Genomic DNA, 21,432 nt, shown 5'->3' with positions numbered 1-21,432 from the left:
CCGCCCAGCTTGCCCTCCGTGCCCACCTCGCGGGCCACCCGGGTCACCTCGTCCGCGAACGAGGAGAGCTGGTCCACCATCGTGTTGACCGTCGACTTCAGCGCGAGGATCTCGCCCCGGGCGTCGACGGTGATCTTCTGCGACAGGTCGCCCTTCGCCACGGCGGTGGTCACCGAGGCGATGTTGCGCACCTGCGACGTCAGGTTCGACGCCATCGAGTTCACGTTGTCCGTCAGGTCCCGCCACGTACCGGAGACGCCCTTGACCTGGGCCTGACCGCCCAGCTTGCCCTCCGTGCCCACCTCGCGCGCGACGCGGGTGACCTCGTCCGCGAACGAGGAGAGCTGGTCCACCATCGTGTTCACGGTGTTCTTCAGCTCCAGGATCTCGCCCTGCGCGTCGACGGTGATCTTCTGGCTGAGGTCGCCCTTGGCGACGGCGGTGGAGACCTGGGAGATGTTGCGGACCTGGCTGGTCAGGTTGCCGGCGAGCTGGTTGACGTTCTCCGTCAGGTCGCGCCAGGTGCCGGAGACGCCGCGCACCTGGGCCTGGCCGCCCAGCTTGCCCTCGATGCCCACCTCGCGGGCCACCCGGGTCACCTCGTCCGCGAACGACGAGAGCTGGTCCACCATCGTGTTCACGGTGTCCTTGAGTTCCAGGATCTCGCCCTGCGCCGCCACGGTGATCTTCTGCGACAGGTCGCCGCGCGCCACCGCCGTGGAGACCTGCGCGATGTTGCGCACCTGCGACGTCAGGTTCGACGCCATCGAGTTGACGCTGTCGGTCAGGTCCTTCCACGTGCCCGCCACGTTCGGCACGTCGGCCTGGCCGCCCAGCTTGCCCTCGGTGCCCACCTCGCGGGCCACCCGGGTCACCTGCTCGGCGAAGAGCCGCAGGGTGTCGGTCAGGTAGTTCATCGTGTCGGCCAGCTCGGCGACCTCGCCGCGCGCCCCGACCGTGATCTTCTGCGACAGGTCTCCCTTGGCCACCGCCGTCGCCACCTGGGAGATCGACCGCACCTGACCGGTCAGGTTCGACGCCATGGTGTTCACCGAGTCGGTGAGGTCCTTCCAGGTGCCGGCGACGCCGCGCACGTCGGCCTGGCCGCCCAGCTTGCCCTCGGTGCCCACCTCCCGGGCCACCCGGGTCACCTCGTCGGCGAACGACGAGAGCTGGTCGACCATCGTGTTCACGGTGCGCCCGATGCGCAGGTACTCGCCACGCAGCGGCCGGCCGTCGATCTCCAGCGCCATGTGCTGGGACAGGTCGCCCTCGGCGACCGCCACGATGACCCGGGCGATCTCGGTGGTGGGCCGGCCGAGGTCGTCGATCAGCGAGTTGATCGCCCGCTGGCCCTCCGCCCAGGAGCCGTCCAGCCCCTCGTCGTCCAGGCGCTCGGTGAGCCGGCCGTCCCGGCCGACGATCCGGCTGATCCGTCGCAGGTCGAGGTACTGCCGCTCCTGGAGCGAGACGACATCGTTGAAGGCGTCCGCGACCTCACCGGCCCGGCCCGCCCGTCGGGGCAGCCGAACCTTGAGGTCGCCGCGGCGGACCCGCCGCAGCGCCTCGGTCAGTTCGACGAGGAGCGCCTCGTGGTCGGGCGCGGACGGATCCGCGGTCGCCGACTGTTTCGCCGTGGTCATCAGTCCTCGCTCAGCTCGGGGCCACCGACGCCTGCGACGCAGGCCATCCCATCATTGTGCCCGTGGCCCCGTCCCCGCCACGGGTGCGCGGCCCGTCGCCACGCCCGACAATGCCCCGCCCGCCCCGTTCGTCCCGGTCGCGCGGCCGTCCGCCGTGACCGGCCGGCCACCGAGCGCGCCACTCGTCCGGGACCGGCTTGGCACCCGAGCGGACGGCGGTGGAGGATACGAGGGTGTCAGCGGAGGCGGGGCCCGCGGAGACCGGGGGCCGAGACGAGCACGTCCGGCGCGTCCGGCTCCCCGCCGACCGGCGTACGCCCGCCGCGGCGCGGGCCCTGGTGCGGTCGGTGCTCACCGAGGCGCACCTGGACGAGCTGGTCAACGAGGCGCTGCTGCTGACCACGGAACTCTCGACGAACGCGGTGGAGCACGCCCGCACCGAACTGGACATCGAGGTCGTCGCCGACCCGTTCGGGCTCACCGTCACCGTCTCGGACTTCGCGGCCGGCCCGGTGGACGAGCTGACCGTCGGGGTCCGCAACGACGCCACGGACATCGACGAGGTCTCCGAACGCGGCCGGGGCCTGCTGCTGGTCGACCACTTCGCCAGCCGCTGGGGCACCACCTACCTGCCGACGGGCAAGGGCGTCTGGTTCCGGCTGGACCGGCCCGGCCCGGCCGGTGGCGGGGAGGCGGGTGCCCCGGCGCGGACGACGCCGGGCGCGGCGACCGCCGGGGGTGGCGCCGCCGCCAGGTCGGAGAGCTCCGCGCCGAGCGCGGGGGCGATGAGCGAGCTGATGCAGACCACCCCCGACCCGTACGCCGAGGATCCGCTGCCCGACTTCGCGGCCAGCCTCCTCACCCGGGTGGCCGAGATGGTCGGCGCGGCCGGCGGGGTGGTCCGGCTGGACCGGGGCGACGGGCAGGGCACGCAGGCGCTGGCCCGGTACGGCCGCCAGCCCCGGCCCGGCAACGAGCTGCTCCGGGTGCCGCTGGCCGTGCACCGGCCGTACAGCGGGGAACTGGAGCTGGACGCCGCGCCGTCGGCGTACGCCCGGCCGCTGGCGGTGCTGATGGCCGAGCGGCTCTCGCTGCACCTGGAGAACGACCGGCTGCGCCGGGCGGACGTACGCCGGCAGGCGTGGCTGACCTTCCTCGCGGAGGCCAGCGAGCTGCTCGCGCAGTCCCTGGACGTCGAGCTGACGATGGCGCTCATCCCGCAACTCGTGGTGCCCCGGCTCGGGCAGTGGTGCGCGGTGCACACCACCGACGAGTGGGGTCGGCTGCGCCTCGCGGCGGCCAGCCACGCCGACGAGTCGGTGCTGCCCCAGCTGCACAAGGTGCTCCAGGAGACCGGCCCGGACTCCGTCCAGGAGCGGCTTCGCGAGGCGTCGCGCAACGGCACCCAGATGCCCCTCGGCACGCCGATGGAGGGCTTCGCGGTGCCGCTGATCGCGCGGGGGCAGCGGCTCGGCACCCTGGCCGTCGGCCGGCACCAGCGGCACCGGCACGACCCGGACGAGGTCGCCGTGCTGGAGGACGTGGCCCGGCGGGCGGCGCTGGCGATCGAGAACGCCCGGATCCACGCCGAGCGGCGCCGGGTCGCGCAGACCCTCCAGCAGTCGCTGCTGCCGCCGGTGCTGCCCGTGGTCGAGGGCATCGGCTTCGCCGCCGAGTACGTCCCGACCGGCGGCGACGCCGACGTCGGCGGCGACTTCTACGACGTGGTGCCGCTGCCGGACGGGCGCTGGCTGGTGGTGGTCGGCGACGTCTCCGGCAAGGGGGTGCAGGCCGCGACGGTCACCGGCCTGGTCCGCGACGTCATCCGGGTGCTGGTCGGCGACGGCAAGCCGCTGCCGGAGGCGCTGGCCCGGGTCAACGAGACGCTGGTCGAGCGGGGCGGCGGGCGGTACTGCACGCTGGCCCTCGCGGCGGTCGGTCCGGGCAACGGCGCGCAGCTCGACGTGTCGCTGCACCTCGCCGGCCACGACCGGCCCGTGCTGCTGCGCTCCGGTGGCGGGGCCACCTTCGTCGGCGCCGGCGGCACCGCGCTCGGGCTGCTCGACTCGATCACCTCGCCCACAGCGGAGATCCTGCTCGACCCGGGCGACTCGCTGGTCTTCTACACCGACGGGGTCACGGAGCGGCGGCGCGGCCGGGAGCTGTTCGGCACCGACCGGCTGCGCGACGCCGCCGCCCCGCTGGCCGGCTACTCGGCCGACGTGGTGGCCGCCCGACTCCGCTCGACGGCGTTGGGCTTCTCGGCGGAGGCACCCCGCGACGACATCGCCATCCTGGTCCTCCGCAACGACGCCGCCTGACCGGCGCGCCCGCTCACAGGCCGCCGGGGAGGCGGCCCGGGGCGAGGCGGTGGTGCGGGTCCAGGTGCTCCTTGGCCGCACGCAGCCGGGGCAGCCCGGCCAGCTCGCCCCAGAGGTCGACGGCCCGCCGGACGGCCGCCGGCGCGGAGACCACCACGCACCGGCCCTGCCGGGCGAGGAGCACCCCGCGGACGGCGGCCAGGATCGAGGCCACCCGGTCGGGAGCCATGGCGCCGGGCAGGGCCGCGTGCACGACGCCCAGGCCGGCGGAGCCGCGCACCGGGACGGGGGCGCCGGCGGCGTCGCGCAGCGCGTAGACGGCGGCGTGCAGGTCGGCGATCGGCACCTCGATCCGCAGCGCGGTGTCGCCCGGGCCGAACGGATAGCGCCGCCACCACTGCGGCGCCGAGTGGCTGACCCCGGACCTGCCGCCGAGGAGCGTGACCAGGCGGTCGGCGCGCTCGGCGACGTCGGCCGGGCCACCCTCCAGCAGCACCGCCAGCCGGCCGGCGCCGGCCGGGCCGACCGAGGCGCGCCCGGTCATGGACGGGTGGCGCGCCATCGACTCGGCCCGGCCGCCCTGGCGCGGCCGGGGTCCCGGGCCGGCCGGCAGGTCCAGCTCGACCGCGGCCGGGTCGAGGCGTGCGGCGAGCACCGTACGCACGAGGTCGTGCACCTCCAGCGGGGTCCAGACCGGCCGGGTGACCCAGATCCGGCTGGCCGGGACGGTCTGCACCCGCAGCGTCGCCGAGACCAGCACGCCGAGCGCCCCCTGCGAGCCGCAGAGCAGCCGGGCCAGCTCCAGCCCGTCGATGCCGCCACCGGCGTTGACCAGCTCGCCGTCGGCGTCGAGGTAGCGCACACCGAGGAGCTGGTCGCACGGGCTGCCGTGGCGGTGCCGCAGCGGGCCCGCCTCGCCCGCGGCGAGCACCCCGCCGAGGGTGGCGCCGGGCGAGGGGGCGTCGACCGCCAGTCGTTGCCCGGTGCGTTCGAGCGTGGCCTGCACCGCGCGCAGCGGGGTGCCCGCGCCGACCTCGGCGGTGGGCGCGCCGAGCGGCTCGTGCCCGATCCCGGCGAGCCGGCCGGTGTCGAGCATGATGTCGACCCGGTCGGGGGCCGCGCCCCAGTCGATCTTCGTGCCGGCGCCGCGCGGCACCACGCTCAGGTCGTGCCGGGCGGCCAGCCGCAGCACCTCGGCGGCGGCGTGCGGACCGCCCGGCACGGCCACCCAGCGGGCCGGACGCCCGGCCACCTCGTCGGCGGGGCCGGCGAGGCGGGCGAACGGCGGACCGCAGATCTCCGTCAACCGCCGCGTGATGTCGAGGGCTCCGGGCCGGTCGGTGGAACTCGCTGCTGCCGCCATGCCGGCCATCGTACACATGTTCGAAAGATGTGGCGGCGGGTCGAGCGACGAGGCCACCCGGAGGGCGACCCGCGCCGGTAACGTGGCGCCGTGACCACCGAGACCCCCGTGCCCACCGCGAAGCGCGTGCCCAGCGAGCGCACCCACCACGGCGACACCGTCACCGACGAGTACGCGTGGCTGGCCACGAAGGACGATCCGGAGACGATCGCCTACCTGACCGCCGAGAACGCCTACACCGAGGCCCGGACGGCGCATCTCGAAGGGCTGCGCGCCGACCTGTTCGAGGAGACCCGCCGGCGCACCCAGGAGACCGACCTGTCGGTGCCCAGCCGCAAGGGCGGCTACTGGTACTACACCCGCACCGTCGAGGGGCAGCAGTACGGCGTGCAGTGCCGGCGGGCGGTCCGCGACGGCGAGACCGACCCGCCGGTCAGCGCGGACGGCGCGCCGCTGGACGGCGAGGAGGTGCTGCTCGACGGCAACCTGCTCGCCGAGGGGCACGACTTCTTCGCGCTCGGCGCGTTCGACGTCAGCCCCGACGGACGGTGGCTGGCCTACTCGACGGACTTCTCGGGCGACGAGCGGTTCACGCTGCGGGTCAAGGATCTCTCCACCGGGGAGCTGCTGCCCGACGAGGTGCCCGACACCTTCTACGGCACCGCCTGGTCGGCCGACGCCTCGGTGCTGTTCTACGTGACGGTGGACGAGGCGTGGCGCCCCAACCGGGTCTGGCGGCACACCCTCGGCACCCCGTCCAGCGAGGACGTGGTGGTGCACCAGGAGGACGACGAGCGGTTCTGGGTCGGCGTCGAGCTGACCCGTTCGGAGAAGTTCGTCCTCATCGACATCCACAGCAAGATCACCAGCGAGGTGCTGGTGATCCCGGCCGGCAACCCGACCGGCACGCCCGCGTCCGTCGCGCCCCGCCGGCAGGGCGTGGAATACACGGTCGAGCACCACGGCCACCGCTTCCTGATCCTGCACAACGACGGCGCCGAGGACTTCGCGCTGGCGTACACCTCGGCGGACGCGCCCGGCGACTGGGTGCCGCTGATCGAGCACTCCCCCGGCACCCGGTTGGAGGCGGTGGACGCCTTCGCCGACCACCTGGTCGTCTCGCTGCGCACGAACGGGCTGACCGGGCTGCGGGTGCTCCCGATCGGCGGCGGCGACGCCTTCGACATCGACTTCCCGGAGCCGCTCTACAGCGTCGGCCTGGACAGCAACCCGGAATATCGCACCGGCCAGATCCGGCTGCGCTACACCTCGCTGGTCACCCCCGACTCGGTCTACGACTACGACCTGGTCACCCGGCAGATGGTGCTGCGCCGGCAGAAGCCGGTGAAGCCCGGGCCGGACGGGCGGGCCTACGACCCCGCCGACTACGAGCAGCACCGCGACTGGGCGCTGGCCGACGACGGGACGCGCGTGCCGATCTCGCTGGTCTGCCGGGCCGGCACGCCGAAGGACGGCTCCGCCCCCTGCGTCATCTACGGCTACGGCTCGTACGAGGCGAGCATGGACCCGTGGTTCTCGATCGCCCGGCTCTCCCTGCTCGACCGCGGCGTCGTCTTCGCCGTGGCGCACATCCGCGGCGGCGGCGAGCTGGGCCGTCGCTGGTACGACCAGGGCAAGCTGCTGGCCAAGAAGAACACCTTCACCGACTTCGTGGCCTGCGCCCGGCACCTGGTCAAGGCCGGCTGGACGGCGACCGACCGGCTCGTCGCCCGGGGCGCCTCGGCCGGCGGGCTGCTGATGGGCGCGGTGGCCAACCTCGCCCCGGACGCGTTCGCCGGCATCGTCGCGCAGGTGCCCTTCGTGGACGCCCTCACCTCGATCCTGGACCCGTCGCTGCCGCTGACCGTCACCGAGTGGGAGGAGTGGGGCAACCCGCTCGACGACCCGGAGGTGTACGCGTACATGAAGTCCTACACCCCGTACGAGAACGTGCGGGCGGTGGACTACCCGGCGATCCTGGCGGTGACCAGCCTCAACGACACCCGGGTGCTCTACCACGAGCCGGCGAAGTGGATCGCCCGGCTGCGGGCGGTCGCCCCGCGGGGCGACTACCTGCTCAAGACCGAGATGGGCGCCGGCCACGGCGGGCCGAGCGGCCGCTACGACGCGTGGCGCGAGGAGGCGTTCATCAACGCCTGGATCCTCGACCGCCTCGGCCGCGCCTGAGCGACGGCGGGGTGACCGAGGCGCACGGGGGCCGGGCGGCGGACGATTCGCCCGGCCCTGCCCCTGGTCCTGGCCCCGCCTCCGGCTCTGGCCCTGGGGACGGCCCTGGCACTGGGGACGACCCCGGCCCTGGGGACGGGCCCGAGCCTGGCGAAGACCCTGGCCCTGGTGACGGGAAAAGGGACCAGAGCGACGCTGCTACGGAGCCGGGCGTGGCCCGGCGCGGGCCGACCTGGGTGATCCTGGCGGTGATCGCCGCCGTCCTGCTGGTCTGCTGCTGCTCGGCCGTGCTCGGGCTCGCCCTCTCCTGGTCCGCCGGCCTGTTCGACGCACGCTAAGAGATCTTGGTACGAAGTGGCCCCTCCAGGGGCCGTTGCATACCAAGATCGGCACGGCGGGACGCACGGAACCGCGAGTGGGTGGGTCAGCGGGGGGTGGGGAGCAGGGCGGCCGCCTCGCCGGTGCGCACCATGCGCTGCCAGCGCAGCCGGTTGCCGATCAGCGCGGTGACCACCGACTGCACCACCACCAGGTACATCACCTGCCGGTAGATCAACTGCTGGAACGGCAGGCTCCACAGCGGACCGAGCCGTTCCCGGTCCAGCCGCAGCGCGTACGCGGCGGTGGCCGCCTGGAGCAGCAGCAGCGCCGCCCAGGCCAGCAGCAGCGTCGACCACGGCAGGAACAGCAGGCCGTAGACGGCGTAGACGTCCACCGCCGGGGCGGTCAGCGGCAGCACGATCTGGAACACGGTCAGGTACGGCAGGCCGCGCCGGCCGAGCTTGCCGCCCGCGCCCCGCTCGCGCAGCGCGTGCCGGTGCTTCCACATCGCCTGCATCGTGCCGTAGCACCAGCGGTAGCGCTGCCGCCAGAGCTGCCGCAGCGAGGAGGGCGCCTCGGTCCAGGCGATCGCCGCCTCCTCGTAGACCACCCGCCAGCCGGCCCGCAGCACCTGCATGGTGAGGTCGGTGTCCTCCGCCAGGGTGTCCGCGGGCACTCCGCCGACCGCGAACAGCGCCTCGCGGCGGAACGCGCCGATCGCGCCGGGGATGGTCGGCATGCACTCCAGCACGTCGTACATCCGGCGGTCGAGGTTGAAGCCGATCACGTACTCCAGGTGCTGCCACCGGCCGAGCAGCCGGCGCCGGTTGGCGACCTTGGTGTTGCCGGAGATCGCGCCGACCGTGGGGTCGGCGAAGCCCTGCACCAGCCGGCGGACGGTGTCGGGCTGGAAGACGGTGTCCCCGTCGACCAGCACCAGCAGGTCGGCGCGGGCGGCCCGGATGCCCGTGTTCAGCGCCGCGGGCTTGCCCGCGTTGGCCTGCCGGATGACCCGCACCCCGCGCAGGCGGAGCCGCTCGACGATCCCGGCGGTGTCGTCGCTGGACCCGTCGTCCACGACGATCACCTCCAGCGTCGGGTAGTCGCTGGCCACCAGCGACCGGACGGTCGCGGCGATGTTCGCGGCCTCGTTGTAGGCGGGCACGATCACCGACACCGGGGCGGTGATCGCCGGCGGTACCCGCCTCGGCCGGCGGACCCGCCGCACGTGAGCCTGCGCGCAGCACACCTGCACGACCAGCCGGGCCACGCCCAGCACCAGCGCGACCCCGAGCAGCAGGTCCATCGCCCCGGCCAGCCAGCCGGCGCCGGCCTGGGTCCACCGGAGGGCGTGACCGCTCAGCCGGCTGTCCCCGGCGGCCGGCACCATGGAGGCCGGCGCGCCGATCCCCTCGGAGACGGTGGTGAACCGGTAGCCCTGCCGGGTCAGCCCGGGCAGCAGCCGGTCGAGGGCGGCCACCGTCTGGGCCCGGTCGCCGCCGCCGTCGTGCATCAGCACCACCGCGCCGCGCCCCCGCTGCGGGGTGGCGGCCTCGACGATGGCCGGCACGCCGGGCCGCTGCCAGTCCTTCGTGTCCCGGTCGGCGAGCACGGTGACGTGCCCGGTGCCGGCGGCGGCGCGCAGCGCGGCGTACTCGGGGGCGGTCAGCGCCGACGGATGCGACGAGAACGGCGGTCGGAGCAGGGTGACCTCGCGGCCGGTCGCGCCGGCGACCGCCTTGCGGGTCAGCGAGAGTTCCAGGTCGCGCCGCCAGCCCGGGGCCGCGCCGAGGTCGGCGTGGGTGAAGCTGTGCGAGCCGATCTCGTGCCCCTCGGCGAGGATCCGACGGACCAGCTCGGGGTGCTCGTTGACCCGGGCGCCGACCACGAAGAAGGTGGCGCGCGCGCCGTGCCGGCGCAGCGCGTCGAGCACCTGCGGCGTCCACCGCGGGTCCGGCCCGTCGTCGAAGGTCAGCGCGATCGTCCGGTCGGGCATCGCGCGACTGACGGGCCGCTCCCGGTCCAGCCGCAGCACCGGCCCGCCGGTGGCGACCTCCTTCGGCACCGCCGGCCCGGCGGACGTGTCGGCCCGCGCCTCGCCGGAGCCGCCCGCGAGCCCGGTCACCAGGCCGTCGACGGTGAGCGCCGCGAGCAGCAGCGCCAGCCCGAGCAGCAGCAGGATCCAGTGCGCCCGCGGGTCCCGGCGGGCGACGTGCCGTGCCACCGCTACCTCGGCTTGCCCGGGGAGCGGCTGGGCTTCGCGGTGCGCCGCTCGTCGCCCTGGCCCGGCTGTTCGGACGGGTTCGGCCGGGCGGTGGGGGCGCCGGCGGCCGGAACGGCGCCGGCGGTGCGGGAGTGCGTCGGCGTCGGGACCGAGGTGCGGGTGGCGGGCGACGGACGGGGGGCGGTCGGCGACGCGCCGCCCAGCTCGTCGCGGCCGTCCACCCCGGCTTCGAGCGGTGCCGCCGGCCGGCTGTCCGACCAGCCGGGCAGCGGCACCGACGAGTCCATGAAGAGGCCGGCGGCGATCAGGCCGAGGCTGGTGAGCAGGCCCAGACCCATCGCGGTGCCCGCGATCACCGTGAGCCGGCGCCGCCGCCCGGTCCGGTCGACGAACACCGGCGGCGCTCCACCCGGCTGGTTCTGCATCCGCTGAACTCCCGCTGCCACGCGCGACCGGGGCGCTCCGGCCCCGGTCCGGGCCCGTCGGCCGGGCCTCCGGAGCGAACAGCGCCCCCGGCGCCACCGGCGTTACACCGCTCAGGCCGCCCGCAGCTCCTCCACGGCGGTGCCGGCGCGCAGGAAGAGCAGCCCGACACCGACCGTCACCAGCACCGCGGCCAGCGCGCCACCGCCGAGCGCCGCCAACTGCTCCACGGGTACGTCGGGCGTCACGGTCACCTCCGGCACCCGGACGATCCGGGTGTGCTGCGCGCGGGTGACCGGGTCGGCGCAGACCTGCTGGGCGACCTCGCAGACCTCGTCGGTGTAGCCGCCACCGCGCGGCGCGCGGAAGACGCCCCGGGCCAGCAGCAGGCCGACGGTGAGCGCCACGGCCACCACCGGCACGGCCGGAGCCAACGACTGCCAGGCGATCGACCGGCCGAGTGTGTGCCGCGGCACGCCCGTCGCGACCAGGGCCGCGTACGTCCGGCGCCGGGCGACGATCCCCTCCACGAGGGCGACGACCAGCCCGCCGGCGGCGACCAGCATCGCCACCGCCACCGCCAGGTCCACCAGGTCCATGGTCCGGAGATAGAAGTCGTCGCCGCCGGCCGGCCCGGCGTTGGTCAGCCGGGCGCCGACGGCAGGCGTCCAGCGGTGGTCGTGCCGCCCCTCGGCGTCAGGCGGTCGGGGACCAGGCCGGGTCGCGACCGGTGTCGCAGAGCAGCCGGTGGAGTTGCGGCAGGTCGGCGTCGGCCGGAACCGGCTCGGCGAAGACGCCCATCCGGCGGGCCTGCGGCCCGAGCTGCCCCACCAGCTCGTGCAGCGCGGCCATCGCCTCCGGTGCGGGGCGGTACGGCTGGCCGGTGGCGACGGCGAGGTCCCAACCGTGCACCGTCAGGTCCAGCAGCGCCATGCCGCCGACCGTCGTCTGCGGCATGCCCATCCCCGGCGAGACGCCCTCCAGGGTGGACGGGTCGGACCAGGCGTCGACCAGCCGCCGCGTCTCGGCCTCGAACCGGTCGCGCCAGCCGTCGGTGAGGTGGTCGGGCTTGTCCGCCCACTCCACCCCGCGTTTCGCCGCCAGGGCCTGGAAGTTCACCACCACCTCGAACAGGTGGTTCAGCAGGTCGCGCACCGCGTACTCGCGGCAGGGCGTCGGCAGGTCGAGCTGGTCGTCGGCGATGCCGCGCACCACCGCCACGGTCGGCGGCGCGGCCACCGCCAGCAGGTCACTAGTCTGGGTTGCCATACGGCCAGCGTATGAGGGTGGTCTTGAAGAAATGCGACACCAGCCGCGCGGGGACAGCCGGGGCATCCTGGACCCGGCCCGGCTGCTGCGGCGGGTCCGCTTCCGCCGGCACCTGCCCGCCGTCGCGCTCCGGCCGTACGTCGAGCACTACTGGCTGGTCGACTGGGAGCTGACGGAGCCGCTCGCGCAGCGGATCGTCCCGCACCCGGCGGTGAACGTGGTGTTCCGGCGCGACGGCGACGGCCCGGAGACCGCCGAGGTGGTCGGGGTCGGGCGGGAGCTCTTCTCGATCACGCTCGCCGGAGCCGGCCGGGCCAGCGGGGTCCAGTTCCGGCCGGGCGGCTTCCGCCCGTTCTGGGGACGGTCGGTCGCCGAGCTGACCGGGCGGCGGTGGCCGATGCCGTCGCTCACCGAGCGCTGGCCGCCGGCCGCCGCCCTGGCCGACGCGGCGTCGGGCGGCGCCGGGTCTCCGCCCGCCGGCCGCTGCGACGGTACGGACGCCGAGCGCTGCCGAGCGCTGGACGACCTGCTGCTGGGCTGGGCGCCGAAGGCGGACCCCGTCACGGACGAGGTGATCGCGCTGGTCGAGGCGGTCCGCGTCGACCGGACGGTGCTGCGGGTGGACGACTTCGCCCGGCGGCGGGGCCTCTCCGTCCGGCGGCTGCAACGCCTGTTCCTGGCGCACGTCGGCGTCGGCCCGAAGTGGGTGATCCGTCAGTACCGGCTCCAGGAGGCGGTCGAGCAGGCGGCCGGCGGTCCGCCCGACTGGGCGGCGCTCGCGGCGGACCTCGGCTACAGCGACCAGGCCCACCTGGTCCGCGAGTTCACCGCCGTCATCGGCGTCTCCCCGGCCGCGTACGCCCGCTCGGTCGGCTGACCACGGCCGCCGGATCCGTCAGGGAGCCCTTGCGTCAGCGGCGGCGCAGGGCGACCACGGCGACGTCGTCGTGGATCTCCGGCGGGGCCAGCTCGACCAGGAGCCGCTCGCAGAACCGGTCCAGGTCGTCGTCGACCTGGCTGGCGACCGAGGCCAGGGCGGCCAGCCCGTCGTCGATCGTGGTGTCCCGCCGCTCGATGAGGCCGTCGGTGTAGAAGACCAACGTCGCCCCGGCCGGCAGCACGAACTCCAGGTCGGGCGGTCGCTGCGCGCGGACCCCGAGCAGCGGCGCCGAGTGCTGCACGAACTCCACCTTGCCGTCCAGGCTCAGCGCCGGCGGCAGGTGGCCGGCGCTGGCCAGCCGGACCCGGCCGGTGGGCGGGTGCAGCAGCAGCACGCAGATCGTGGCCAGCTCGGTGGGGAGCAGGGTACGCATCAGCTCGTTCACCCGCTCCAGGATCTCGCCCGGCTGGTGCCCCTCCACCGCGTACGCCCGCACCGCGTGCCGCAGCTCGGCCATCACGGTCGCGGCGTGCAGCGAGTGGCCCGCGACATCGCCGATCGCCAGCAGCAGGTGGCCGTCGAGCATCACCAGCTCGTAGAAGTCGCCGCCCACCTCGGTCTGCGCGCTCGCCGGCTCGTAGCGCACGGCCAGGTCGAGCCCGTTGATCTCCGGGATCCGGCGCGGCAGCAGGCTGCGCTGGAGGGTGACCGCGATCCGGTGCTCCTCGTCGAAGGAGCGCTGCGCCTCCACCGCCGCCGCGACGGCCTGGGCGAGCTGCACCAGCACGGGGGTGCGGGCGGTCTGCGTGGCGGTGGGCACGACGACGTAGAGCGGCGCGCGGTCCTCGCGCAGCCGGGCGGCGGCCACCGTGACCGTGTCGCCCGCCGGCCAGTCCACCAGACCCCAGTTGGTCGGGTCGTCCACCCGGACCGTCGCGCCGGTCGGCACGCCGGCGTCGTCCACGATCCACGGCACGATGGTGGCCCCGGAGCCGGGGCCGGCCGCCACCCCGGCGAGGCAGTCACCGTCGAACGTCTCGGCGATCACGGCGGCCGGGCTCTTGAAGATCCGCGCGGCGCCGGTCGCCGCCTCCTCCAGCAGCCGCGCGAAGCTCGGCGCGGAGTGCACCGCCACGGTGGTGTCGGCCAGCCCGAGCAGTCGCTCGGCGAGCAGCTCCGCCCGCTGCCGCGCCCGGTAGTAGCGCAGCACCGCGTGCGCGGTGGCGACCAGCTCGTCCGGCTCGATCGGCTCGGCCAGGTACGCGTCCGCGCCCCGGGTCAGGCCCTGCGTCCGGTCCACCACGTCCACCGCGTGCGCGGACACGTGGATCACCGGCATCGCCGGGTGCGCGGCCTTGATGCGCTCGCACACCTCGAACCCGCTCAGGTCGGGCAGCCGCACGTCGAGCACCACGAGGTCGATCGGGTCCACCCCGACCCGGGCGAGGGCCTCGCCGCCGTTCTCCGCCTCCAGCACCGTGAAGCCCGCCCGGGAGAGCCAGCTGACCAGCAGGTACCGCTTGGTGCGACTGTCGTCGACCACCAGGACGGTCGCCGCGCCGCCCTCCACCGTCACGCTCCGCCCGCGGGCAGGCTGACGGTGAACGTGCTGCCCCGGCCCGGCTCGCTGGACAGCTCCAGGGTGCCGCCGAGCAGGGTCGCCAGCCGCCGCGCGTACGGCAGGCCGAGGCCGGTGCCGCCGACCCGGGTCACGCCGGGCACCTGGTAGAACTCCTCGAAGATCCGGTGGTGCTGCTCCGGCGGGATGCCGGGCCCGGTGTCGGAGACCGACAGCAGCCAGCGGTCGCCCCGCCGCTCCGCCCGCAGCCGGACCTCCCCGCGCTCGGTGAACTTGAGCCCGTTGTGCAGCAGGTTGCGCAGCACCTGGGCGAGCAGCACCTCGTCGGTGCGCAGCGTGGCCGGAACCGGCGGCTCCTCCACCACGAGCTCCACGTCCGGCCGGGTGGCCAGGGCCCGCAGCGTGCCGCGCAACTGGCCGAAGACCGGCCGCAGGTCGACCTCGGCCCAGTTGGGCTCGATCCGGCCGGACTCGGCCTTGGCCAGGTCGAGCAGCTCGTTGACCAGGTTGAGCAAGTCACTCGCCGAGGAGCGGATCAGCCCGACCTGGCGGGCCTGCTCGGCGGTGAGCGGGTCGGACGCGGAGTCGCCCAGCAGCCGGCCGAGCCCCATGATCGCGGTGACCGGCGCGCGCAGCTCGTGGCTGACGTTCGCCAGGAACCGGCTCTTCGACTCGCTCGCCGCCCGCAGTTGGGCGGACTTCTCGTCCAGCTCGGCGTAGAGGGCCACCACGCCCCGGTTGGTCTCCTCCAGCTCCTCGGTGAGCTGGTTGTAGAGCGCCATCACGCCCCGGTTGGTCTCGGCCAGTTCCTCGTTCAGCACGGCCAGCTCGTCGCGCTGGCTGCGCACCTCGTCGAGGGCGGCGATGAGTTGCGCGTTCTGGGCGGCCAACTCGTCGAGGGCGCTGCCCGGGGCGTTCCGGCCGAGTTCGGAGCGCAGCTCGGCGAGACGCTCCGGGGTCAGCACCTCCGCGGTGACCGGGACACGTCGGGACATCCTCACGACCGTATCCCCCTCCCCGGTCACCACGCCCAACATGTCCACCAACCGCGCCACCGCGCCCGACTGCGGCTCGTACCGCCCGTCGGGCAGCGGGCGCACCGGGGCGAGGTCCACCCGCAGATGCCTCCTACCGCCAACGGCGTCATGGACGACCGCGAATGTCACATCGGCCCCGCCGACCCCGCGCAGCAGGTCCCGGGCGACCTCGCTGAGCGCCGTGGCCATGCGTACCTGGTCCTGGTGCTCCAGGCCGACCGCGGCGGCGACCTCACGGCCCCGCTGCCGGACCACGAAGATGTCGTGCTCCACCCGCAACGCCATCTGGAGCAGCGGCGCCGCCGCCCCGGCGGGGCCGGTCACGACCACCCCCGGGCGACCAGGACGCACGCGTCGTCACGGCGGGTGCCGGCGTCGCGCAGCACCGTCGCGGCCACCACGAGGGGCGACCGGTCGACGAGACCGGGATAGTCGGCGAGCTGCCAGCGGTCCACCACCCCGTCACTGTGCATGACCAGCAGGGCGCCGGGGTGGAAGGGGTAGTCGTACTCCCGGACCGGGGGCCGCTGGTGCCCGGCGATGCCGGGCAGCGAGACCAGGCCCCGGCGCTGGCCGTCCGCGCCGATCACCGCCGCGGAGATGTTGCCCAGCCCCGAGTAGCGCAGCACCCCGGCCGACGGGTCCAACTCGGCGACGGCCAGCGCCGCGCCCCGGGTGTGCGACATCGACCGGTGCAGGTGCTGGACGACCGCCGCCGGCGGCCCCGCCGGCGCCTTTCGGAACGCGTCGAGCGCGGCGTCGGTGGCGGCGGAGGCGAGCGGCCCGTGCCCCAGGCCGTCGCAGGTCAGCACCTGCCGCCGGCCCTCGGCGATCCGCCAGGCGTACCCGTCGCCGCTGACCGACTCCCCGGCCAGCGGCCGGGTGAGCGCGTCGACCCAGGGCCGCTCCCGCTGCGCCCGGCGGTCGGGCCAGATCTCCACGGCGAGGACGGTGCCCCGCCCCGGCCGGGAGTAGCCGTCGAACCAGCTGGCCTGCCGGACGATCGCGCCGAGGCCGATGCCGAGCGTGCCCGTGGTGGAGTGCCCGTCCTGCGAGGAGACGGTCAGGTCGGCCATCCCCGGCCCGGCGTCGATGGCGACCAGCTCCACGCCGGCCTCCTGCTCGTGTCGGACCGGCCGCAGCAGCAGCACCCCGTCCTCGGCGTGCTTGACCAGGTTGCTGGTCAGCTCGGCGGCGACGATCGCCAGGTCGGCCGTGCGGGCCTCCCCCAGGGCGAGCTGGCCGCCGAGCCGCTCGGCGGCCCGGCGCACCGCGCTGGCCGCGCTGCCGCTCTCGACCCGGAACCAGATGCCGCGGTCGGGGACCGCGTCCTCGCTCATCTCGACCACTTGGTGACCGTGATGCGGGTGCCCTCACCCACCGCGGTCTGGATGTCGAAGTCGTCGACCAGGCGGCGCGCGCCGCTGAGCCCGAGGCCGAGCCCGCCGCCGGTGGTGTAGCCGTCGGTCAGCGCCAGGTCGAGGTCGGCGATGCCGGGACCGGAGTCGGCGAAGACGATCCGCACGCCCCGCCGCATCCCGTTGTCCACCATGCCCACCTCGACGGTGCCACCGCCGCCGTAGACCAGGGTGTTGCGGGCCAGCTCGCTCGCCGCGGTGACCACCTTGGTCTGGTCGACCAGGGAGAGCTTGACCGCCACCGCGACCGTACGCACCAGTTGCCGGACGCGTACCACGTCCTCGTCGCTGCGGATCGCCTGCGCCTGCGGCTGGCCCAGGTCGACTCCGGCGGTCATGAGGCCGTCGTCTCGACGTCCGGTTCGTCGTCGAACGCGAGTTCGTGCTCCTCCGCGCGCGCCGCCGCGATCAGCTCCATGCCCCGTTCGACGTTGAGCGCCGTCCGGATGCCGTTGAGCGACAGGCCGAGTTCCACAAGCGTGATGGCGACGGCGGGGCGCATCCCGACGACCACCGTCTCCGCGTCGAGCACCTTGGAGATGGAGGCGATGGTCGACAGCATCCGCCCGACGAAGGAGTCGACGATGTCCAGGGCGGTGATGTCGATGATCACGCCGTGACAGCCGGTGGCGACGATCCGCTCCGCGAGGTCCTCCTGGAGCTGGACCGCCGTCTGGTCGGACATGTCGACCTGGATGGAGACCAGCAGGATGTCGCCGATCTTGAGGATCGGCACCCGCTCCATCACGCCTCCCGGCGCTGGCGGCGGCCGGTCTCGACCCCGGTGAGCCGGAGCACGTGCCGCAGCGCGTCGGCGAGGCTGGCCTTCGTGGCGATGTCGCCGAACTCGATGCCCAGGGCGACGATCGTCTGCGCGATCTGCGGGCGGATGCCGGAGATGATGCAGTCGGCGCCCATCAGCCGGGCGGCCACCACGGTCTTCAGGATGTGCTGGGCGACCTGGGTGTCCACCGCCGGTACGCCGGTGATGTCGATGATCGCGTAGGGCGAGCCGGTGTCGACCAGGGTCTGGAGCAGCCGCTCCATCACCACCTGGGCCCGGGCCGAGTCGAGGGTGCCGACCAGCGGCACGGCGACGACGCCCTCCCAGAGCTTCACCACCGGGGTGGAGAGTTCCAGCAGCTGCTCCGCCTGGTCGGCGATGAGGCTCTCGCGGGTGCGCACGAAGCTCTCGAAGGTGAACAGGCCCATCTGGTCGATCAGCCCGGAGAAGGCGACGTAGTCGCGGAGCGTGTCGGGGCCGCCCTCGGCCTCCATCAGCTCCAGCAGCACCTCCTTCAGCGCGAACACGCTGATCGCGGTCTCGGAGGCGGAGAAGCCCTGCCGGGCGCGCCCCCGGGACAGCTCGGAGAGCACCGCGCGCAGCTCCGTGGCCTGCTCGGAGTCGAGGTCGACGGCGCCCTGGTGACTGGCGGTGATCATGCTGGAGTGCAGCTCCTGCACCTGCCGGCGCAGCTCCCCCTGGCTGAGTCGCCCGCGCAGCGACCCGGCGACGATCTCCGTCCAGCGCTGTGTGACCCGCTCGGCGTGACTGGTCAGCAGACCCGCCAGTCGGCTGCTCTCGTCGGCGCTCAGCGCCATGGCAAACCCCCTTCGACCTGGACCGGCGGACTCTATCACCGGAGGCCGGAGAGCTACTTGCCACATGACAAACGAATGACGGTGGCCACCGGATACCGGCTCCCGTTCTGCGTACCACCCCGATCGTGGGATACCGTTTCCCCGATAACAGGAGGTCTGGCGAATGTCCTTGACGGTGCACACGGAACAGCGCGGCGACGTGGTCGTCGTGTCGGTCGCGGGCGAGCTGGACATGGCGACCGCACCGCAGCTACAGGACCAGATCACCGACCTGCTCGACAAGGGCCGCAGCCGGCTCGTCTTCGACCTGGCGAACGTCTCGTTCTGCGACTCCACCGGGTTGTCGGTGTTCGTCCGCGCCAAGAACAGCTGCGACGAGGCCGGCGGCGTGGTGCGGCTGGCCGCCCCGCAGCGGGGCGTGCTGCGCATCCTGGAAGTCAGCGGCCTCGTCGAGGTGCTGCACACCTACCCGACGGTCGACCAGGCCGTGGCGGGTGACCCGACGCCGGCCTCCTCCTGACCGTCCCGGCTCACGCCTCGTCCTCGATGTGCCGGGGACGGGCGATCACCAGGCCCGCGCCGGTCTGCACGGCGAGCGCCGCCAGCAGGAACCCGATCGGCGCGGTCCACCCGCCGGTGGCCTCGTAGAGGATGCCCACCAGCAGCGGCCCCAGGGCGGCGATGACGTAGCCGGTGCTCTGCGCGAAGGCCGACAGCGCGACGGTTCCCTCGGCGGTCCGGGCGCGCAGGCCGATCACCGTCAGGATCAGCGGGAACGCGCCCTGCCCGATCGCCAGCAGGGCCACCCAGAGCAGCGCCGCGCCGTGCGGGGCCAGGGCGAGCCCCAGGTAGGCCAGGGTGGACGCGGCGGTCAGCGAGAGCACCAGCGGGCGCAGCGTCCGCAGCCGGGCGGCCATCGTGGGCATCAGCAGCGCGATCGGCACACCGAGCGCGGTCACCCCGGCGAGCAGCAGCCCGGCCGTCTCCGGGTGGTAGCCGGCGTCCCGGAAGAGCTGGGCCAGCCAGCCCATGATCGCGTACCCACTGAGCGACTGCGCTCCGAAGTAGACCGCCATCGCCCAGCCGAGCCGGGTGCGGCCAGGCCGGATCCGGACGCGGGGCGCGACGGCCTCCGTCGGGGTCGCCCGCCGCGCGGCGGCCCGGGCCCGCAGCGCCAGCGGCACCCACGGGAGTACGGCCAGCGCGGCCAGGCCGGCCCAGACCCCGAGCCCGACCCGCCAGGAGCCGAACGCGTGCGCCACCGGCACCGCCGACGCGGCGGCCACCGTGGTGCCCACGGTCAGCGCCATCGTGTACGCCCCGGTGACGAGCCCGGTGCGGTGCGGGAAGTGCTGCTTGACCAGCATCGGCAGCAGGATGTTCGCCACCGCGATGCCGGCCAGCGCCAGCGCGCTGGTGAGCACGAAGACCAGTGCGGAGTCGGTGACCACCCGCAGCACCTGACCGGTGGCGAGCGCGAGCATCGCGACCACCAGCACCCTTGCCGGGGCGAACCGGCGGACCAGCCACGGGGTGAGCGCGCCGAGCCCCGCGAAGGCGATGGTGGGCAGGGTGGTGACGAGGCCGGCCATCGCCCCGGAGAGCGCCAGGCCGTCCCGCACCTCGTCGAGCAGCGCCCCGAGGCTGGTCACGGCGGCCCGCAGGTTCACGGCGACCAGCAGCATCCCGACCAGCACCAGCACGCCTCCGGTGCCGGGGCGGACCGCCCGGTCCGGGCGCGCCGGACCCGCCGTGGCGGTGGCCTCGGGGGCCGGGCCGGGGGTCACGTCGGCGGTGGTCGTCGGCGTGCCGGCGGCGTACGCGGTGGGAGTTGCTGGCGGCGTCATGCGCTTGAACCTACAATCATGGGATGAATTCCGGGCAGGAGTTGTAACGAGTGCCACCACCGATTGATTCCGCCACCGCGCCGCCCCGCGGGCACCGGGTGCGGCAGACCATCGCCCAGCTCAGGGAGCGGATCCTCGGCGGCGAGTGGCCGGTGGGCGGCCGGATCCCCACCGAGCCGCAGCTGGTCGCGGCGCTCGGCGTGGGGCGGAACACGGTCCGCGAGGCCGTGCGGGCGCTGGTGCACGCCGGGGTGCTGGAGTGCCGGCAGGGCTCCGGGACGTACGTGGTGTCGACCGACGAGCTGGCCCCGGTGGTGGCCCGCCGCCTCACCGACGACCGGATGGCCGAGGTGGTCGAGGTCCGGCGCGCCTTCGAGGTGGAGGCGGCCCGGCTCGCCGCGCTGCGGCGTACGCCGGAGGACCTGACCGCGCTCGACGGCGCGCTCGCGGCCCGCGAGGCGGCGTGGCGCGGTGGCCGGGTCGACGAGTTCGTCGAGGCCGACGCCGCGCTGCACGTCGCCGTGGTGGCGGCCGCGCACAACGGCATGCTCGCCGAGCTGTACGCCTCGGTCGGCGCCGCGATGCGCAGCACCGTCGCCCAGTCGATGGGTGAGGCGCTGGAGCCCGAGCGCTACGTCGACCACTCGCGGCTGGTCGAGGCGATCCGGGCCGGCGACCCGGACCGGGCGGCGATCGAAGCCGGCGCTTTTCTGGAGCCTCCCCGCAGGGCATAGGTTGTGCCGGACGGAAGACCGGACACCTCGGGAGTACGGATGCTCAAGGGCTTCAAAGACTTCATCATGCGCGGAAACGTGGTCGATCTCGCGGTCGGCGTCGTCATCGGCGCCGCGTTCACGGGCGTGGTCACCCAGCTCACCAAGTCGTTCCTGGAACCGCTGGTGCGCGTCCTCATCGTGCTGATCACCGGCAACAAGAACGGCCTCACCGGCTCGACGCCGTCGTTCCGGGGCATCCCGTTCGACTGGGTGGCCTTCGTGAACGCGCTGATCACGTTCCTGCTCACCGCCATGGCGCTGTACTTCCTGGTCGTCTACCCCATGAACAAGCTGGCCGAGCGGCGCAAGCGCGGGGAGGAGCCGCCGCCGAAGGCGCCGAGCGAGGAGGTCCGGCTGCTCACCGAGATCCGGGACGCCCTGGTCGCCGCCGGGCACACCACCCCCGGGCAGCAGCGTGGCGCGCTCGACGACGTGCTCGGCCGCCGGGAGGAACCGCCCACTCCGCGCTGAACCCGGCACACGCACATCGGCCCCTGCGGGAATCCCGCGGGGGCCGCACTTTTTAGTACGCCTGTTCGATA

The 21,432-nt window shown here is 74.4% G+C and carries 20 protein-coding genes; 7 read left to right on the top strand and 13 right to left on the bottom strand.

Translation table 11 applies throughout. The features are described from left to right. Nucleotides 1–1,643: HAMP domain-containing protein (locus ACSNOB_RS11175; RefSeq protein WP_436686595.1), on the bottom strand; the 1,643-nt coding region annotated here is incomplete at its 3' end. A gap of 233 nt (nucleotides 1,644–1,876) precedes the next feature. Here ACSNOB_RS11175 and ACSNOB_RS11170 point away from each other — a divergent pair. Beyond that, nucleotides 1,877–3,964 (top strand): SpoIIE family protein phosphatase, encoded by a 2,088-nt coding sequence (locus tag ACSNOB_RS11170; protein ID WP_436686594.1) that lies wholly within the window; start codon nucleotides 1,877–1,879, stop codon nucleotides 3,962–3,964. A gap of 13 nt (nucleotides 3,965–3,977) precedes the next feature. On the opposite strand, the gene ACSNOB_RS11165 is transcribed toward ACSNOB_RS11170, so the two are convergent. After that, nucleotides 3,978–5,327 carry an FAD-binding oxidoreductase gene (locus ACSNOB_RS11165; protein WP_436686593.1) on the bottom strand — a complete coding sequence of 450 codons (1,350 nt, stop codon included), beginning with the start codon at nucleotides 5,325–5,327 and terminating at the stop codon, nucleotides 3,978–3,980. 90 nt (nucleotides 5,328–5,417) lie between these two features. Here ACSNOB_RS11165 and ACSNOB_RS11160 point away from each other — a divergent pair, with 90 nt between their 5' ends. Beyond that, complete coding sequence (locus tag ACSNOB_RS11160; protein ID WP_436686592.1) at nucleotides 5,418–7,514, top strand: S9 family peptidase; 2,097 nt, start codon at nucleotides 5,418–5,420, stop codon at nucleotides 7,512–7,514. 212 nt (nucleotides 7,515–7,726) lie between these two features. Continuing rightward, a complete protein-coding gene (locus tag ACSNOB_RS11155) occupies nucleotides 7,727–7,852 on the top strand; it encodes a hypothetical protein (protein WP_393101986.1) in 126 nt (41 codons plus the stop codon). An 86-nt stretch (nucleotides 7,853–7,938) separates the two neighbouring features. Here ACSNOB_RS11155 and ACSNOB_RS11150 read toward each other — a convergent pair whose 3' ends face one another. From ACSNOB_RS11150 to ACSNOB_RS11135, 4 genes are all read right to left on the bottom strand, one after another. Then, nucleotides 7,939–10,059, bottom strand: a complete 2,121-nt coding sequence (locus ACSNOB_RS11150; protein WP_436686591.1) for a bifunctional polysaccharide deacetylase/glycosyltransferase family 2 protein — start codon at nucleotides 10,057–10,059, stop codon at nucleotides 7,939–7,941. A gap of 2 nt (nucleotides 10,060–10,061) precedes the next feature. Then, nucleotides 10,062–10,484: a hypothetical protein gene (locus tag ACSNOB_RS11145; RefSeq protein WP_436686590.1), complete on the bottom strand. Its 423-nt coding sequence runs from the start codon at nucleotides 10,482–10,484 to the stop codon at nucleotides 10,062–10,064. Nucleotides 10,485–10,595: 111 nt separating this feature from the next. Then, on the bottom strand, nucleotides 10,596–11,081 hold the full coding sequence (locus ACSNOB_RS11140; RefSeq protein ID WP_436686589.1) for an FtsX-like permease family protein: 486 nt from the start codon (nucleotides 11,079–11,081) through the stop codon (nucleotides 10,596–10,598). Nucleotides 11,082–11,178: 97 nt separating this feature from the next. Beyond that, on the bottom strand, nucleotides 11,179–11,751 hold the full coding sequence (locus tag ACSNOB_RS11135) for a TIGR03086 family metal-binding protein (RefSeq protein ID WP_436686588.1): 573 nt from the start codon (nucleotides 11,749–11,751) through the stop codon (nucleotides 11,179–11,181). 31 nt (nucleotides 11,752–11,782) lie between these two features. Between ACSNOB_RS11135 and ACSNOB_RS11130 the strand changes: the two genes are divergently transcribed. Further along, complete coding sequence (locus tag ACSNOB_RS11130; protein ID WP_436686587.1) at nucleotides 11,783–12,628, top strand: AraC family transcriptional regulator; 846 nt, start codon at nucleotides 11,783–11,785, stop codon at nucleotides 12,626–12,628. A gap of 34 nt (nucleotides 12,629–12,662) precedes the next feature. Here the strand turns inward: ACSNOB_RS11130 and ACSNOB_RS11125 are convergent, their stop codons facing one another. The 6 genes from ACSNOB_RS11125 to ACSNOB_RS11100 are packed head-to-tail and all read right to left on the bottom strand — an operon-like array spanning nucleotide 12,663 to nucleotide 18,267. Beyond that, on the bottom strand, nucleotides 12,663–14,201 hold the full coding sequence (locus ACSNOB_RS11125; protein WP_436686586.1) for a SpoIIE family protein phosphatase: 1,539 nt from the start codon (nucleotides 14,199–14,201) through the stop codon (nucleotides 12,663–12,665). Between the two features lie 2 nt (nucleotides 14,202–14,203). Beyond that, nucleotides 14,204–15,532 (bottom strand): ATP-binding protein, encoded by a 1,329-nt coding sequence (locus ACSNOB_RS11120; RefSeq protein ID WP_436686597.1) that lies wholly within the window; start codon nucleotides 15,530–15,532, stop codon nucleotides 14,204–14,206. Nucleotides 15,533–15,567: 35 nt separating this feature from the next. After that, nucleotides 15,568–16,587, bottom strand: a complete 1,020-nt coding sequence (locus ACSNOB_RS11115; protein ID WP_436686596.1) for a SpoIIE family protein phosphatase — start codon at nucleotides 16,585–16,587, stop codon at nucleotides 15,568–15,570. Next, nucleotides 16,584–17,003 (bottom strand): ATP-binding protein, encoded by a 420-nt coding sequence (locus ACSNOB_RS11110; protein WP_436686585.1) that lies wholly within the window; start codon nucleotides 17,001–17,003, stop codon nucleotides 16,584–16,586. Before ACSNOB_RS11110 ends, ACSNOB_RS11115 begins: the two co-directional genes overlap by 4 nt. Next, nucleotides 17,000–17,410, bottom strand: coding sequence for an STAS domain-containing protein (locus tag ACSNOB_RS11105; RefSeq protein ID WP_436686584.1), 411 nt, complete (start codon nucleotides 17,408–17,410; stop codon nucleotides 17,000–17,002). Before ACSNOB_RS11105 ends, ACSNOB_RS11110 begins: the two co-directional genes overlap by 4 nt. Continuing rightward, the gene (locus tag ACSNOB_RS11100; protein ID WP_436686583.1) at nucleotides 17,410–18,267 is read right to left on the bottom strand and encodes an STAS domain-containing protein; all 858 of its coding nucleotides are present in this window, start codon (nucleotides 18,265–18,267) and stop codon (nucleotides 17,410–17,412) included. The genes ACSNOB_RS11105 and ACSNOB_RS11100 overlap by 1 nt, the downstream gene beginning before the upstream one ends. A gap of 163 nt (nucleotides 18,268–18,430) precedes the next feature. Between ACSNOB_RS11100 and ACSNOB_RS11095 the strand changes: the two genes are divergently transcribed. Next, a complete protein-coding gene (locus ACSNOB_RS11095) occupies nucleotides 18,431–18,787 on the top strand; it encodes an STAS domain-containing protein (protein ID WP_092381119.1) in 357 nt (118 codons plus the stop codon). Nucleotides 18,788–18,797: 10 nt separating this feature from the next. On the opposite strand, the gene ACSNOB_RS11090 is transcribed toward ACSNOB_RS11095, so the two are convergent. Further along, the gene (locus ACSNOB_RS11090) at nucleotides 18,798–20,114 is read right to left on the bottom strand and encodes an MFS transporter (protein WP_436686581.1); all 1,317 of its coding nucleotides are present in this window, start codon (nucleotides 20,112–20,114) and stop codon (nucleotides 18,798–18,800) included. 50 nt (nucleotides 20,115–20,164) lie between these two features. On the opposite strand from ACSNOB_RS11090, the gene ACSNOB_RS11085 reads away from it, so the two are divergent. Together ACSNOB_RS11085 and mscL are read left to right on the top strand one after the other, a co-directional pair. Beyond that, nucleotides 20,165–20,848, top strand: coding sequence for a FadR/GntR family transcriptional regulator (locus tag ACSNOB_RS11085; protein ID WP_436686579.1), 684 nt, complete (start codon nucleotides 20,165–20,167; stop codon nucleotides 20,846–20,848). Between the two features lie 39 nt (nucleotides 20,849–20,887). Next, nucleotides 20,888–21,361, top strand: a complete 474-nt coding sequence (mscL, locus tag ACSNOB_RS11080) for a large conductance mechanosensitive channel protein MscL (protein WP_393101971.1) — start codon at nucleotides 20,888–20,890, stop codon at nucleotides 21,359–21,361. The last annotated feature ends 71 nt before the right edge of the window (nucleotides 21,362–21,432 follow it).

The organism is Micromonospora sp. URMC 106, from assembly GCF_051386395.1.
Lineage (GTDB): Bacteria > Actinomycetota > Actinomycetes > Mycobacteriales > Micromonosporaceae > Micromonospora.
The sequence above is the reverse complement of the archived record's forward strand: the minus strand, read 5'-3'. Positions and strand labels throughout refer to the sequence as shown.